Origin of the sequence: Streptomyces sp. NPDC051582 (genome assembly GCF_040681715.1) — a bacterium.
Lineage (GTDB): Bacteria > Actinomycetota > Actinomycetes > Streptomycetales > Streptomycetaceae > Streptomyces.
The window spans coordinates 185,561-198,943 of record NZ_JBFAZJ010000007.1; the positions used below are offsets into that span (position 1 = coordinate 185,561).

Here is a 13,383-nt window from a genome sequence, read left to right on the forward strand (position 1 = left end):
TCCGTGCCCCGGCCCCTCGAAGGGGCCGGGGCACGGACGTCTCACGGCGTGCGCCGGTACGCCCGCGCCGCCACCAGCTCCAGGACCGGACGCCAGTCCTCCATCACGCCCGCGTCGAGCCCGGCGACCTTGCCCGCGTCATCCGCTTGGCGCAATGTCACCGCCGCTTCCGCGTCGGGGTCGGCCGCGAAGGCCCGGACCTCCGCCTCGTCCATGAGCCCGCCCTGCGCCCGCAGGGTCAGCGCGCTCTGCGGGGACAGCGCCCGGTCGGGCTCCACGGCCGCCAGGTAGCGCTTGGCCGGCACGTGCAGCCGTACCAGCCGGGCCACCCGGTCACCGAGCAGCGGACGGATCGCCTCCGCCGCGTGGTCGGCGTGTCCCGCGTCGTCGCCGGGGAAGAGCAGGTGGCCCAGGTCGTGCACGAGCCCGGCGACTTGGAGCTCCTTGTCGAACGGATGCGAACGGCGCAACAGTGCCGCAGTCTGGAGCCCATGATCGTGCAGATCGACCGGGTCTCCGCTGCGGTCGGGCGTGTCCCACGCACCGCGGCACGCGAGCAGCAGCTCCATCAGCTCCTCGATGCTGTCGACCCTCGGTACCCCCGGCACTCGGGACCTCGCCGCCACCGTCGCTCCCTCCGCTGCCCGTTCTCCAGCCGTGTCGCCGGCGTCGAGCAGACCACCCGACCCGGTCCCATCCGCGTACGACTTCCTGAACTCGCGGCGAAATCAAGCCGTCGGGCGGATTTTGCCAATCCATCGAGCGGGGGCGCGCTCATATGTGTACTCTGAGTGGCACAGAACGGCCGTATCCAGGCCACGCTCCACCAAGGCGCCACCGCGTCCGGAAACCCTTTATCCCTTGTGCCCGGCGCGCGGCTCGCCCGCCGGGTTGCGCGACACAAAGGAGTGCGCGGTGACAGACACGACGACGAAGTCCGAGGAGAAGCCGAGGACGTACCAGGGGGCGCGGTTCCGCCCCCGCGCCGACGAACTCGGCAGCCTCGAAGTCTGGGCCCGGTCCGCCCCGATCCGACTGGCCGGCTACGAGGACGACCTGGCGGAGCCCCACATCCTGCCCGGCATCGACTAGTACGACCGACACGCGCGCCCCCGAGCCGACCGGCGACGGGGGCGCGGTGCTGCGCCGACCGTGCGCGACCGCGCAGAGGTTCCCGTCGGCCGTACGCCGTGAGCGTCATCGCTGTCGGCGATCAAGGCTTCCGGCCGGCCCCCGGCCCCGGCACGCTGGCCACATGAAGCTACTGATGCTGGGCGGTACCGAGTTCGTCGGACGCGCGATCACCGAAGACGCCCTGGCCCGGGGCTGGGAGGTCACCGTCTTCCACCGCGGCCACCACGCGCCGCCGCCGGGCACCTCCGCCCTGCACGGCGACCGCACCGCGCCCGGGGGCCTGGACGCCCTCGCGGCGGGGGAGTGGGACCTGGTCGTCGACACCTGGAGCGGCGCCCCGACCGCCGTGCGCGACAGCGCCCGGCTGCTGGCGGGCCGGGTGGGACGGTACGCGTACGTCTCCACCCGCTCCGTGTACGCCTACCCCGCCCCCGCGGGGCTCGACGAGCAGGGCCCCCTCGTGGAGGGCTCGCCCGATGCCGACTCCGTCGGCTACGCGCAGGACAAGCGGGGCGGTGAGCTCGCCGCCGGGGCGGCCTTCGGGGAGCGCGCCCTGCTGGTGCGCGCCGGCCTGATCCTCGGCCCGTACGAGAACGTCGGCCGGCTGCCCTGGTGGCTGAACCGCGTCGCGCGCGAGGGCCCCTTCCTCGCCCCCGGTCCCCGCGACCTGCCGATCCAGTACATCGACGTACGCGACCTCGCGCGCTGGACCCTCGACGCCGGCGAGGCCGGTCTCGGCGGCGCCTACAACCTGGTCTCCCCGCCCGGCCACGCCACGATGGGCGGCTTCCTCGACGCCTGCGTCGCCTCGGCCGGGGGCGTCGCCGAACCCCGCTGGACGGACGCCGCCGCCATCGAGGCGGCCGGCATCGAGCCCTGGACCGAACTGCCCGTGTGGCTCCCCGAGGGCGAGACTCACGATTACATGTTCCGCGCCGACGTGGGCAAGGCCCTGGCGGCCGGCCTGGTGTGCCGCCCCGTGGAGGAGACCGTGGCCGACACCTGGACCTGGCTGTCCTCGATCGGCGGGAAGGCGCCCCAGCGCCCGGACCGCTCGACGAAGGGGCTCGCGCCCGAGCGGGAGGCCGCACTACTCGGGCTCTGACCAGGAGGACTCGGCGAGACGGGTGGGCGGCAGGTACTCGCGCAGCAGCGTGCGGTGCCACCAGGCGCCCGTCTCGCGCAGCTCCCGCCAGGTGGTGAAGCGGTAGCGGTACAGCCGGGCCCGTACGTAGAGCGGCGGGGCGTCCGGGAAGGGGTTGTGGCGCAGCAGCCGCAGCGTGTCCCGGTCGCCCGCCAGCAGCCGCTCCACGAAGGGGCCGAACCAGTCCCGCGCGTAGCCGGGGGAGAGCGCCGCGAACCACATCAGCCAGTCCAGCCGCAGATGGTACGGGGCGAACTGGCGCGGGACACTGCGCAGATCACCCGGTTTGCCCTTGAACCCGTACTCCCGCCACTGCCCGTCCTCCCGCGGCAGCCGGTCCGCCGTCCCCTCGACCACCACCTCGTCCCGGATCCGGCCCACGGTGCCGAAGGCCCCGTAGGTGTTGACCAGGTGCAGGGAGTCGAAGGAGCGGTTCATCACCTGCCGCCTGGAGACCATGTTGAGCACCGGATGCCGGCTCAGCACCAGCACCAGTGCGGTGGCGGCGCACACCAGGACCGCGAACCAGAGCGGCGCCGCGCGCGAGGCGGCGGCCGGCGGCGCCCCCGCGAGCCCGGTGAAGTCGATGGCCGACAGGGCCACCGTGATGGTGATCCAGTTCAGCCAGGCGAAGTTTCCCGAGAGCACCAGCCACAGCTGCGTCGCCACGATGATCCCGGCCGCGTACGAGGCCACCGGCTGCGGGGTGAAGAGCAGCACCGGGACCACGAGTTGCGTCACGTGGTTGGCGGCGCACTCCACCCGGTGCACAGGCTTCGGCAGACGGTGGAAGAACCAGCTGAGCGGCCCCGGCATGGGCTGCGTCTCATGGTGGAAGTAGAGGCAGGTCAGATCGCGCCAGCAGGAGTCCCCGCGCATCTTGATCAGCCCAGCGCCGAACTCCACCCGGAAGACCACCCAGCGCAGCAGCCACAGCACCAGTACCGGCGGCCCGACCCGGGCGTTGCCGAGGAAGACCGCGAGGAAGCCCACCTCCAGCAGCAGCGACTCCCAGCCGAACGCGTACCAGGTCTGGCCCACGTTCACGATCGACAGGTACAGCAGCCACAGCAGCGCCCACATCCCCATGGCGGCGCCCAGCGGAACGAGGTCCCCCGCCCCCGCGGCCAGAGCGACGGCCACCGCCGCTCCCGCCCAGGCGCAGCCTGCGAAGAGACGGTCCGAATAGCGCAGTTGGAACAGGCTCGGCGCGCGCCGGAACGGCACGTACCGCACGTAGCGCGGCACGGGCAGCATGCCGTGCGCCCCGATCAGGGCCCGGAACTGAAGGGCGGCCGAGAGGAAGGCGCAGAGGTACACGCCGGCGAGGGCCCGCTGGAAGACCAGCCGGCCGAGCCAGTAGCCGGGCGCCGTGAACCAGTCCATCCCCTCCAGTATCGGGCGGATCAGGCCGCGGCGGCCAGCTTGCGCACCGTACGGCCGAGCCGGCGGGCGTAGCAGTGCTGGAGGAAGGGGAGCACCGGGCCGGCGAGCCGGGTGTACCAGGCGGCCGGGCGGCTGAAGGCGGTCACCTCGAACCACACCGTGCCGTCCGGGTCCCGGAACACCATGAAGGACTCCTCCCCGCAGGCCGGGTGGCCGGCGAGCGTCCCGTACGCGAAACCGATGCGCGCGGGCTCGTACGCCGTCCAGATCACCTCGCACGGGGCGCTGATCCGCAGCGGTCCGAAGCCGATCCCGACCACCACCCGGCTCCCGGGCCGGACGGCGCCGTGGCCGGCCCGGACGAGCATGCCCGAGGCCCGGTGGGCGCCGAAGGTGGTGACGGCGGTCCCGGCGGCCTCGAAGGCGGCCTGCCCGCTGCCGATCCGCACGCGGTGGTGCAGGTGGTGGTATCCGGCGGGCAGCTCCCCGCGCCGCGTCGCGCCCCGGTCGGGGTAGTTGACGGTGTCACGGCCGGTGGTGAGGATGCGGGTCACGGCGTGGTCTCCATTCGGTCGACGGTCAGCCGGCGCCAGGCCAGCAGTGAGCACAGGGCGAACCCGAGGGCGTTGCCGAGACCGTGGGTCGCGGCCATCCAGGTCAAAGTGGGGTGTACGAGGTCGGTGGCCTCGCCGAGCGCCCACCACAGGGCGAGCAGCATGGTGGCCACCAGCACCGCGGCCGAGGTGGCCAGCAGCAACCCGGTGGTGCGGTCGCGGGCGCCCGGCCGGATCTCCCGCCAGGTCAGCAGGGCCACCGCCCACATCCCGCCGGTCAGCACCACCGCGCCCGCCAGCTCCGCCCAGTCGTCCACGAAGTAGCCGAGCAGGACGAGCAGGGTCCCCCCGGGGACGCTGTACGCGGCCCAGCGCGACAGGGCCGTACTGCCGGGCGCGGCGCCGGTGGCCCGGCAGACGAGCCCGGCGATCAGGGCCGCGGTGAACCCGGCGAAGTGGAAGTGCGGCACGGTCAGCGCCAGGATGTCCAGGTCGAAGCCGAACAGCCGGTACCCGGCGCGCTCGGCGACGAGGGCGGTCCCGGCGACCGACGGCGAGAGCAGTGCGGTGAGCACCGCGATCTCGGCCGGTGCGAGGGGCCCGGCTCCGTCGGCCCGGCTCCGCAGGGAGCGCAGCAGCCGGGCCGGGGCCCGGGCCGCGAGGGCCAGGGTGGCGGCGGCGTACAGCGCGGCGAGCGCCGTGGCGACCGCGCCGCGCGGCAGCCAGAGGCACAGGGCCCCGGGGACGGCGAGCAGCGGCCAGATCCGGGCGGTCCCGCGCAGCCCGGCCGGGTCGATCAGGCGCAGGCCTGCGGGGATCACGTAGAGCATGCCCAGGGTGATGATCAGATGCACCAGTACCGTCACCGTGGGCTCCCCTCCGCACGCGGCCGAACGCTTGAACGCGTTCAACTCACGGTCGTGACCTTACGAGGTTCCTTGAACATGTTCAAGACGCGGGCCCCCGCCGTGCGCCGGCTCCGCCCCCGCTCGCTCGCGCCGCTCCGGTTGCGGCCCGCCCGCGGATACGGCAGACAGGAGGGAGCAACCGGGGCGAAAGGGAGATTCACGTGCACGTACCGACACCTCGTCAGGCTCCACGCCGTCATACACCGGTCCGCGCCGCCCTCTTCACGCTCCTCGGTCTGCTCGCCGCGGCGTGCGGCGCCCCCGAGGAGCCGCAGAGCGCGGCCGGCCCGGAGAGCCAGGAAGTCATGCTCCAGCCCGTGGGGACGGCCGGCCCCGACCCCTTCACCGCCACCTCGGCCACCGGCGAGTCCGCCCCGGCGCAGTCTCCGCTGCCCAACCCGACCGGCCAGGGGATCCGGACCGTCGGCGCGGCCACCCCAGGCCTGTACGCCGGCACCAAGCGGCTCGGCAGCTGCGACGTGGAACAGCAGCTGCGCGCCCTCACCGAGGACGACGCGAAGGCCAAGGCCTTCGCCCAGGCCGTCTCCGTCGAGACGGCGAAGCTCCCCGAGTTCCTGCGCGGGCTGACCCCCGTCGTGCTCCGCGCCGACACCCGGGTCACCAACCACGCCTTCCGCGGCGGCAAGGGCGAGGCCTTCCAGGCCGTCCTCCAGGCCGGCACCGCCGTCCTCGTGGACGACCACGGCATGCCCCGGGTCCGCTGCGCCTGCGGAAACCCGCTCCAGGCGCCGCGCGCCCCCAAGGGCTCCCCGGCGCTCAAGGGCGACCAGTGGAGCGGCTACCAGGCCCAGCAGGTCATCGTCATCGAGCCGACCCCGCAGCCGATCAAGAGCCTGGTCCTCGTCAACATCGCCGACAACACCTGGATGGAGCGCAAGACCGGCGACGACGGCGCCCAGGACGCCGTCCCGCAGCCGGTCCCCGCGTTCGACCCGGCGAACGGCATCCCCGCCGGCCCCGTGACCCCGCCCGCGGCCGCCGCGCCCGAGCCGTGCGCCCCGCCCGAGACGGACGCCGGCGCCGGGACGAACGGGCTGGCCAGGACGGCCCCGCCCGCCCCGCCGAAACCGCCTGCCGGTCCCGGCGGAGTCCCGGCCCCCGAGGCCACGGACTGCGTGCCGGCCCAGAGCGAGCAGGCCGGGCCCGACCAGCAGACCCGGCCGGACCGGCCCGCACAGCCCTCGCCGGCTGCCCCGCAGAAGCAGCGCCCCGGGCAGCCCCCGACCGCTCCGCGGTCCGACGTACCGCCGAACGGGCAGGGCGACGTACCGCCGAACCGGCAGGGCGACGTACCTGCGGACGCCTTCGGGGACCCGGGGCTCGCACCGGAGTCCGACGGCTCGGCGCGGCGGCAGCCGGACCGGGGGGACCCCTTCGCTCAGGGAGACCCGTTCACCCAGGGCGACCCCTTCGGCCGCGGCGACGACCCCTTCGCGCCGTCCGGCCAGGACGCACCGGACGACCCCTTCGGCGGCCCGGACCGGCAACAACCGCTCGCGAACCCCGCCCGTTCCTTGGGGAGCGCCTGACCGGCCCGTGTGTCATGGTGGATCGGTGCCGACCACCGTATCGCTGCCGGACGACTGGCCCGCACACCCGGACCGGTCGCTCTCGCTGAACCGCATGGGCAGTTTCGACTGGGACCTGGAGACCGGTCTCCTGCACATGGACGCAGCGGCCCTAGAGGTGTACGACATGACGCCCGGGGATTACGACGGCCGCCCCGAATCCCTGGGCCCGCGCGTCCCGCCCGCCGAGGCGACGCGGCTGGACGCGCTCGTCTCCAGCGTCCTCAAGAGCGGTGACGACAGCTACGGTGCGTACTTCCGGATCCGCACCCAGGACGGGCGGCTGCGCTGGACCCACACCCAGGGCCGCGTCATGCGCGGCTCCGACGGCCGCCCGTTCCGCATCATCGGCATCGTCCGCGACGCGACCGAGGAGCTCAGCCACTCGGCGGAGCGCCTCGGCCTGGACGAGGAGCGGCGCCGGCAGACCTCGGTGGTCGAGAGCACCACCGCCGCCCTCGCCCACGCCCGGACCGTGCGGGACGTCATCGACGTCATCGGCGACGCCCACGGCCTGGAGCGGCTCGGCTCGATGGGCATGGTGATGGGGCTGGTCGAGGCCGGGCGGATCCACCTCGTGGCCGAAGGGCCCGCCGACAGTTTCGTACCCGGCACCCGCTACACCCGGATCGACGAGCAGTACCCGATGAGCGAGGTCGTCCGCTCGCTGCAGCCGCGCTTCCTCGACTCCGCGGCGGAGTTCGCCGAGGGCTATCCCGATCTCTGGTCGAAGATCTCGACCATGGAGATCTCGGCCGCTGCCTATCTGCCGCTGATCGCCCAGGCCCGCCCGATCGGCGCGATAGGACTGCTCTACCAGGACAAGGACGGATTCACGCAGGACGAGCGGAACCTGCTGATCGCATTGGGCAGCAGCATCGCGCAGAGCCTCCAGCGGGCGATGCTGCTGGAGCAGGAGCACGACCTGGCGGAAGGCCTCCAGCAGGCGATGCTCCCGCGCCGGATCCCGTCGGTGCCGGGCGCGGAGATCGCCGTACGGTACCGCTCCGCCCGGATGGGCCAGGACATCGGCGGCGACTGGTACGACGTCATCCCGCTGCCCGGCGGCCGGGTCGGGGCCGTCATCGGCGACGTCCAGGGCCACGACACGCACGCGGCGGCGGTCATGGGGCAGCTGCGGATCGTGCTGCGCGCGTACGCCGCCGAAGGGCACGCTCCGGGCACGGTCATGGCCCGGGCCTCCGTCTTCCTGCACGAGCTGGACACCGACCGCTTCGCGACCTGCACGTACGTCGAGGCCGACCTCTCCACGGGCGTCCTGCAAATGGTCCGCGCCGGGCACATCGACCCGCTCCTGCGCACCCGGGACGGGGACTGCCTGCGCCTCCCGGTGGAGGGCGGCATGCCGCTGAGCCTGTCGGCGGAGTTCGGCCGCCTGGAGTACCCGGTGACCACCGTGGAGCTGGACCCGGGGGAAACCCTCGTCCTGTGCACGGACGGCCTCGTGGAACACCCCGGCGCGGACCTCGACGACGGGATCCAGCTGCTCACCTCGCTGGTCCGGACCGGGCCGGCGGACCTCGCACGGCTGGCCGACCGGCTGTGCGGGGTGGTCGACGAGCGAGGCGGCGACGACGACATGGCGCTGCTCCTGCTGCGCCGCCAGGTGGAGGACCTCCCGCAGGGCGGCGGCCGCCTCCAGCAGCACGTGGCCCCCGGGGACCCCGAAGCCCTGGTCGCGGCCCGCCACATGATCGGCGCGGCGGTACGGGCGTGGGGCGCGCGGGAGCGGGCCGACGAGATCGAGCTCGTCGCGGACGAGCTCATCGTGAACGCCCTGATGCACACGGACGGGCCGGCCATCGTGACCCTGCGGGTCCTGACCGGCCCCGAACGGCGCCTGCGCGTCGAGGTCGAGGACCGCTCCAGCGCCCTCCCGCGCCGCCGCGAAGCGGGCGAATCCGGTGTCTCGGGCCGCGGCCTGATGCTGGTGGACCGTCTGGCGGACGTCTGGGGAGTGGAACCGCGGGGCAGCGGCAAATGCGTCTGGTGCGAGTTCGTGATGTCCTGAGCCCGCGGCCGGGTAGCCGGGGCGGGGCCGGCGGGGCAGGGTGGGGGTATGCCCGAGTTGCCCGAGGTCGAGGCCCTGCGGGAGTTCCTCGACGAACACCTCGCCGGGCGGGTGGTGGAGCACGTCCTCCCGCTCGCCGTCAGCGTGCTCAAGACGTACGACCCGCCGCCGAGCGCCCTCGAAGGGCAGCCGGCCGGGGCCACCGCCCGCCACGGGAAGTTCCTGGCGATCCGGATCGGCGAGCTCCACCTCGTCACCCACCTGGCCCGGGCCGGGTGGCTGCGCTGGCAGGACGCCCTGCCCGACAAGCCGCCGCGCCCGGGCAAGGGGCCGCTCGCCCTGCGCGTCGCCCTGGAGGGCGGCGGCGGCTTCGACCTCACCGAGGCCGGAACGCAAAAACGCCTCGCCGTCTACGTCGTGCGCGATCCGCAGGAGGTGCCGGGCATCGCCCGCCTGGGCCCCGACCCGCTCGCCGAGGCGTTCGACCGGGCGGCGTTCGCCGCGCTCCTCGCGGGCGAGCGGCGGCAGATCAAGGGCGTGCTGCGCGACCAGAGCGTCATCGCGGGCATCGGCAACGCCTACAGCGACGAGATCCTGCACGCGGCGAAGGTCTCCCCCTTCAAACTGGCCGCTTCCTTCGACGAGGAGCAGGTCACCCACCTGTACGAGGCCGTCCGGCGGACCCTCGGCGAGGCCGTTGAGCGCGCGCACGGCGTGGCCGCCGGGAACCTCAAGGCCGAGAAGAAGAGCGGGCTGCGGGTGCACGGCCGGGACGGGGAGCCGTGCCCGGTGTGCGGGGACACCGTCCGCTCGGTGTCCTTCGCCGACTCCTCGCTCCAGTACTGCCCCACCTGCCAGACGGGCGGCAAGCCGCTCGCCGACCGCAGGCTCTCCCGCCTCCTCAAATGACCCGCGCCCGTGCGGAGCGCGCCGAGTAGACTCCGGCCCATGGCCGACCCGCAGCAGCCGCAGGCGCAGCAGCCGCAGGCGCGGCAGCCGCACGCGCGGCAGTCGCCGTCACCGCCCCGGCGCGAGATCGTCACGGGCGTGCCCCGCGCCACGCGCCGCCGCCCGCCCGCGCACACCCCGGCCCGCTCGGAGATCTCCGAGCAGACCACCCTGGGCGCCACGTACGTCCGGGCGCTGATGCGCAGCCAGCTCAGGGCGGGACTGGGCGCGCTGAGCGTCCTCGCGCTGCTCGTCGGGACGCTGCCGGTGCTGTTCGCGCTGTCCCGCCCGGCGTCGGGGCCGCTGGTCTGGGTGGCCCTCGGCCTGGTCGCGTTCCCGGTGATGTGGCTGATCGCCCGGTGGTACGTCACCCGGGCCGAGCGCAACGAGGCCGATTTCACCGGCCTGGTGATGGATCCGGCCGAGGCACCGGGCGGCCACCACACGTCCGGCTGAGCCTTCCCGCGGTCCCGTCAGAACAGGTGCATCGCCAAGTGGCCCAGCGGCAGGCCGAGCTGCCAGGCGGGCGTCCACACCCGCGCGTTCTCGTCCAGGCCCGCCGGGGCGTCGGCGTGGCCGTGCCGCCCCGGGTCCAGATTGGTGGCGAAGAGTTCGGTGCGGTCCAGCCAGCGCCAGGCGGCCCGGGCCAGTTCCAGATCCGGGTCCTCGCCGCTCCCGCGCTCCCTGGCATCCTCGCCCAGTGCGAGGAACCGGGTGTCCACCCAGTCGCGCCAGGGGTGCCCGTACGCCGTCAGCGACAGCCATTCGTCGAGCTGCGAGACCACCCGGATACCGGAGAGCTCGCCGGCCGCGTCGGAGAGGTAGATCGTCAGCGCGAGCGTGTCCCGCCCGGCGCGGAACTCCAGGGTACTGGCCGGGATCAGCCGGCCCGTGCGCAGCAGTTCGTCGGCGATGTACTCCGCGTAGAGCCATGCCATGGGCACCGCGAGCCCGCCGTCACTGGTGCCGTTCGTACCCTCGGGCTGCACCGTTCCACCTTCTCCCGCGCGTCGAGCTTCCCGTCGTCAGCCATGAGCCTTCACCGAGCGACTCGCGGAACGGGGCATGTTTACCCAACTTGAACGCTCTGAGGCCGATTTCGATGCGTTTTGTGTCCGATCCGCGTGCATTCGGTTCGTTCAGGCGCCGAGGCCGTAGCCGTACCCCTGGAGCCCCTTTTTCAGGGCGCGCAGGGCGTAGTACGTACGGGACTTGACCGTTCCGGCCGGAATTCCGAGCTCCGCCGCCGCTTCGGCCACCGAGCGGTCCTGGAAGTAGACCTGCATCAGCACCTCGCGGTGCTCCGGCCCGAGCGAGCCGACGGCCCGGCGGACGTCGATCGCCGTGACCGAGCCGGCCACCGCGTCCTCGGGCGCGGGCGCCTGATCCAGCCCCTCCGGGTCCACCTCCTGCGGCCGGGACAGCCGCGCCCGGCGGGCGTCGATCGCGAGGCGCCGGGCCACCGTGAACAGCCAGGGCCGCATGGAGTCGTGAGCGCTCTCCAGGACCTCGGGGTGCTGCCACGCGCGCACCAGCGTCTCCTGCACGAGGTCCTCGGCGCGCTGGGAATCCCCGGCCGTGAGCCCGAGCAGAAAGCCGAACAGCGCCCGCCCGTGGTCGCGCTGGAGTTCGGCCAGCGCCTCGGGGTCCGTGCGCAGGAGGGTGGGGGAGAGGGGCACGGGTGGCTCCTTCCTGGGTCCGTTCGGCTCCGACGCACCCACCCTCACCTGCACGGAGCGCCCCCGGGAACCGTCCGGTGCGGCCGTTGCGCCCAAGCGCCCGGGTCGTCCGGTGGGCGGCCGTGCCCGGCGGTGAACGGTCGAACGGCGCGGCGAACGGCCACCCGGGTGAGGGCCGGTGTCGCGAGGGCGCCGTGGAGCCGACGGCCGACTGGTGACGTCTTCCCCCATGGATTACAGATGGTCAGATAGTCCTACTAATGAGAGCTGGCTCAGATGACCAAGCGCACCCGGCAGGCCCTCGCCCTCCTGTCGGCCGCCCTGCTGGCCGCGGCCGCCGCAGGCTGCTCCTCCGGCAAGGACCCCGCGCCCGCCCGACTCGGCAACCCCCGAGGCCCCTCGCCGTCCGCCGGCTCCGGGGCCAACTCGGCCCCCGCCGACGCCGCCGCCAGGGGTTTCACCCTGGTCGCCTCCGGCGACGTGCTGCCCCACGACTCGGTCATCAAGCGGGCGGCGGCGGAGGCGGGCGGCGACGGCCACGATTTCAGGCCGATGTTCTCCCTGGTCAAACCGTTGGTCTCGGCCGCGGACCTGGCCTTGTGCCACATGGAGACCGTGTACGGGGAGGACGGCGGCCCGTTCACCGGCTACCCGGCCTTCCAGTCCCCGCCGGAAGTGGCCGACGGCCTCAAGGACGCGGGGTACGACGGCTGCTCGACGGCCTCGAACCACACCCTGGACGCCGGGGCCGAGGGACTGGAGCGCACCCTCGACAAGTTCGACGCGGCCGGGCTCAAGCACGCCGGTTCGGCCCGTACGGCGGCCGAGGCGGCCACGCCGACCATGTACACGGCGGGCTCCGCGAAGGTCGCGCACCTCGCGTACACGTACGACACGAACGGCTACCCGATGCCGGAGGGCCGGCCCTGGGCCGTCAACCTGATGGAGAAGGACAAGATCATCACGGACGCCCGGGCCGCCCGCAAGGCGGGCGCGGACGTGGTCCTGGTCAGCGTGCACTGGGGCACCGAATGGCAGACGGAGCCGGACGAGAAGCAGCTCTCGCTCGGCAAGGAGCTCACGGCCTCGCAGACCGGCGGGCGCCCCGACATCGACATGATCCTGGGCACCCACGCGCACATCCCGCAGGCCTACGAGAAGGTCAACGGGACCTGGATCGTCTACGGCATGGGCGACCAGGTCGCCGGTGAGATGTTCAACTACTCCGGCGCCCGGGACATGCGCGGCAACTACGGCTCGATCGGCCGTTTCACCTTCGCCCCGCCGGCCGCCGCGGGACAGCGCTGGCGGGTCACCAAGGCCGAGTTCGTCCCGCAGATGATGGACCTGTCCGCCGGGAAGGTGGTCAACCTCCCCGCCGCCCTCGCCGAAGACCCGGGCGACGACGAGTACGAGAGCGCGCTGGACGCCGTCAGCGAGGCCGTCCTCGGCCGCGGCGCGGCCAAGGACGGCCTGACGATGGCGAAGTAGCCCGTCCCCGCGTCAGGAAGCACCGGTCACGGAACCACCGTGACCGGCCAGCGGCCCGCCTTGACCAGGCGCACCGCCACCGAGCCGACGATCCGGTGCCCGGCCTGCTCCGAGGCGCCGACCACCACCGCGTCCGCCTTCAGCTCGTCCGCCGCGCCCACCAGCCCCGCGTACGGGTCCCCGCGGAAGGTGTGGAACTGCCAGCGCACGTCGTAGACGCCCTTGACCCGCTCCGCCGCCTCCCGGATCTCGGCCACCAGCCCCTCGGCGATCTCCCCGGTGGTGTCGGCCACCGGAGCGCCCAGCGAGGCCCCGGCCGGCATCACCGGCTGGACGTACACCAGCGCCAGCAGCGCGTGCTGGCGCCGGGCCAGCCCCGCCGCGTACGCCGCCGCCCGCAGGGAGCTCTCCGACCCGTCCACCCCGGCGAGGATCACCTTCGGACCGTCCGTACCGCGCTCGAATCCCGTGTTCACGTGCTCAGTCACGACAACGAGGTTATGCGCCTCGCCGCGCGC

General features: G+C 73.6%; 14 protein-coding genes. 7 read left to right on the forward strand and 7 right to left on the reverse strand.

What is annotated here, in order from left to right; translation table 11 throughout:
• Positions 1-41 precede the first annotated feature (41 nt).
• Complete coding sequence (locus AB0M92_RS12500) at positions 42-569, reverse strand: HD domain-containing protein (RefSeq protein ID WP_366102165.1); 528 nt, start codon at positions 567-569, stop codon at positions 42-44.
• A gap of 346 nt (positions 570-915) precedes the next feature.
• Between AB0M92_RS12500 and AB0M92_RS12505 the strand changes: the two genes are divergently transcribed.
• Positions 916-1,092, forward strand: coding sequence for a hypothetical protein (locus AB0M92_RS12505; protein ID WP_366102090.1), 177 nt, complete (start codon positions 916-918; stop codon positions 1,090-1,092).
• A 163-nt stretch (positions 1,093-1,255) separates the two neighbouring features.
• Positions 1,256-2,239: an NAD-dependent epimerase/dehydratase family protein gene (locus AB0M92_RS12510; RefSeq protein WP_366102091.1), complete on the forward strand. Its 984-nt coding sequence runs from the start codon at positions 1,256-1,258 to the stop codon at positions 2,237-2,239.
• On the opposite strand, the gene AB0M92_RS12515 is transcribed toward AB0M92_RS12510, so the two are convergent.
• The 3 genes from AB0M92_RS12515 to AB0M92_RS12525 are packed head-to-tail and all read right to left on the reverse strand — an operon-like array spanning position 2,225 to position 5,084.
• Positions 2,225-3,664, reverse strand: coding sequence for a lipase maturation factor family protein (locus AB0M92_RS12515; RefSeq protein WP_366102092.1), 1,440 nt, complete (start codon positions 3,662-3,664; stop codon positions 2,225-2,227). The two genes, AB0M92_RS12510 and AB0M92_RS12515, sit on opposite strands and share 15 nt — an antisense overlap.
• 20 nt (positions 3,665-3,684) lie before the next feature.
• A complete protein-coding gene (locus AB0M92_RS12520; RefSeq protein ID WP_366102094.1) occupies positions 3,685-4,218 on the reverse strand; it encodes a DUF1990 domain-containing protein in 534 nt (177 codons plus the stop codon).
• Complete coding sequence (locus AB0M92_RS12525) at positions 4,215-5,084, reverse strand: YndJ family protein (protein ID WP_366102095.1); 870 nt, start codon at positions 5,082-5,084, stop codon at positions 4,215-4,217. Before AB0M92_RS12525 ends, AB0M92_RS12520 begins: the two co-directional genes overlap by 4 nt.
• Before the next feature lie 203 nt (positions 5,085-5,287).
• On the opposite strand from AB0M92_RS12525, the gene AB0M92_RS12530 reads away from it, so the two are divergent.
• From AB0M92_RS12530 to AB0M92_RS12545, 4 genes are read left to right on the forward strand one after another with little or no spacing between them, the layout of a single operon-like run.
• Complete coding sequence (locus AB0M92_RS12530; protein WP_366102096.1) at positions 5,288-6,676, forward strand: DUF6777 domain-containing protein; 1,389 nt, start codon at positions 5,288-5,290, stop codon at positions 6,674-6,676.
• 7 nt (positions 6,677-6,683) lie between these two features.
• A complete protein-coding gene (locus AB0M92_RS12535; protein ID WP_366102097.1) occupies positions 6,684-8,747 on the forward strand; it encodes a SpoIIE family protein phosphatase in 2,064 nt (687 codons plus the stop codon).
• 48 nt (positions 8,748-8,795) lie between these two features.
• Positions 8,796-9,656 carry a DNA-formamidopyrimidine glycosylase family protein gene (locus tag AB0M92_RS12540; RefSeq protein WP_366102098.1) on the forward strand — a complete coding sequence of 287 codons (861 nt, stop codon included), beginning with the start codon at positions 8,796-8,798 and terminating at the stop codon, positions 9,654-9,656.
• Between the two features lie 39 nt (positions 9,657-9,695).
• Positions 9,696-10,151 (forward strand): hypothetical protein, encoded by a 456-nt coding sequence (locus tag AB0M92_RS12545; protein ID WP_366102099.1) that lies wholly within the window; start codon positions 9,696-9,698, stop codon positions 10,149-10,151.
• A gap of 17 nt (positions 10,152-10,168) precedes the next feature.
• On the opposite strand, the gene AB0M92_RS12550 is transcribed toward AB0M92_RS12545, so the two are convergent.
• Both AB0M92_RS12550 and AB0M92_RS12555 read right to left on the reverse strand, forming a co-directional pair.
• Positions 10,169-10,633, reverse strand: coding sequence for a hypothetical protein (locus tag AB0M92_RS12550; protein ID WP_366102166.1), 465 nt, complete (start codon positions 10,631-10,633; stop codon positions 10,169-10,171).
• Between the two features lie 201 nt (positions 10,634-10,834).
• Entirely contained in the window at positions 10,835-11,374 is a 540-nt protein-coding gene (locus AB0M92_RS12555; protein ID WP_366102100.1) for a sigma-70 family RNA polymerase sigma factor, read from the reverse strand.
• 276 nt (positions 11,375-11,650) lie between these two features.
• Between AB0M92_RS12555 and AB0M92_RS12560 the strand changes: the two genes are divergently transcribed.
• Complete coding sequence (locus AB0M92_RS12560) at positions 11,651-12,865, forward strand: CapA family protein (RefSeq protein ID WP_366102101.1); 1,215 nt, start codon at positions 11,651-11,653, stop codon at positions 12,863-12,865.
• Between the two features lie 26 nt (positions 12,866-12,891).
• Here AB0M92_RS12560 and AB0M92_RS12565 read toward each other — a convergent pair whose 3' ends face one another.
• Positions 12,892-13,353, reverse strand: a complete 462-nt coding sequence (locus AB0M92_RS12565) for a universal stress protein (protein WP_366102102.1) — start codon at positions 13,351-13,353, stop codon at positions 12,892-12,894.
• Positions 13,354-13,383 lie beyond the last annotated feature (30 nt).

Bases quoted from the DNA above. Each gene is read 5' to 3' on its own strand.
- AB0M92_RS12500 (WP_366102165.1), bottom strand. From the start codon at position 569: ATGGAGCTGCTGCTCGCGTGCCGCGGTGCGTGGGACACGCCCGACCGC.
- AB0M92_RS12510 (WP_366102091.1), top strand. From the start codon at position 1,256: ATGAAGCTACTGATGCTGGGCGGTACCGAGTTCGTCGGACGCGCGATC.
- AB0M92_RS12515 (WP_366102092.1), bottom strand. From the start codon at position 3,664: ATGGACTGGTTCACGGCGCCCGGCTACTGGCTCGGCCGGCTGGTCTTC.
- AB0M92_RS12540 (WP_366102098.1), top strand. From the start codon at position 8,796: ATGCCCGAGTTGCCCGAGGTCGAGGCCCTGCGGGAGTTCCTCGACGAA.
- AB0M92_RS12545 (WP_366102099.1), top strand. From the start codon at position 9,696: ATGGCCGACCCGCAGCAGCCGCAGGCGCAGCAGCCGCAGGCGCGGCAG.
- AB0M92_RS12550 (WP_366102166.1), bottom strand. From the start codon at position 10,633: ATGGCATGGCTCTACGCGGAGTACATCGCCGACGAACTGCTGCGCACG.
- AB0M92_RS12560 (WP_366102101.1), top strand. From the start codon at position 11,651: ATGACCAAGCGCACCCGGCAGGCCCTCGCCCTCCTGTCGGCCGCCCTG.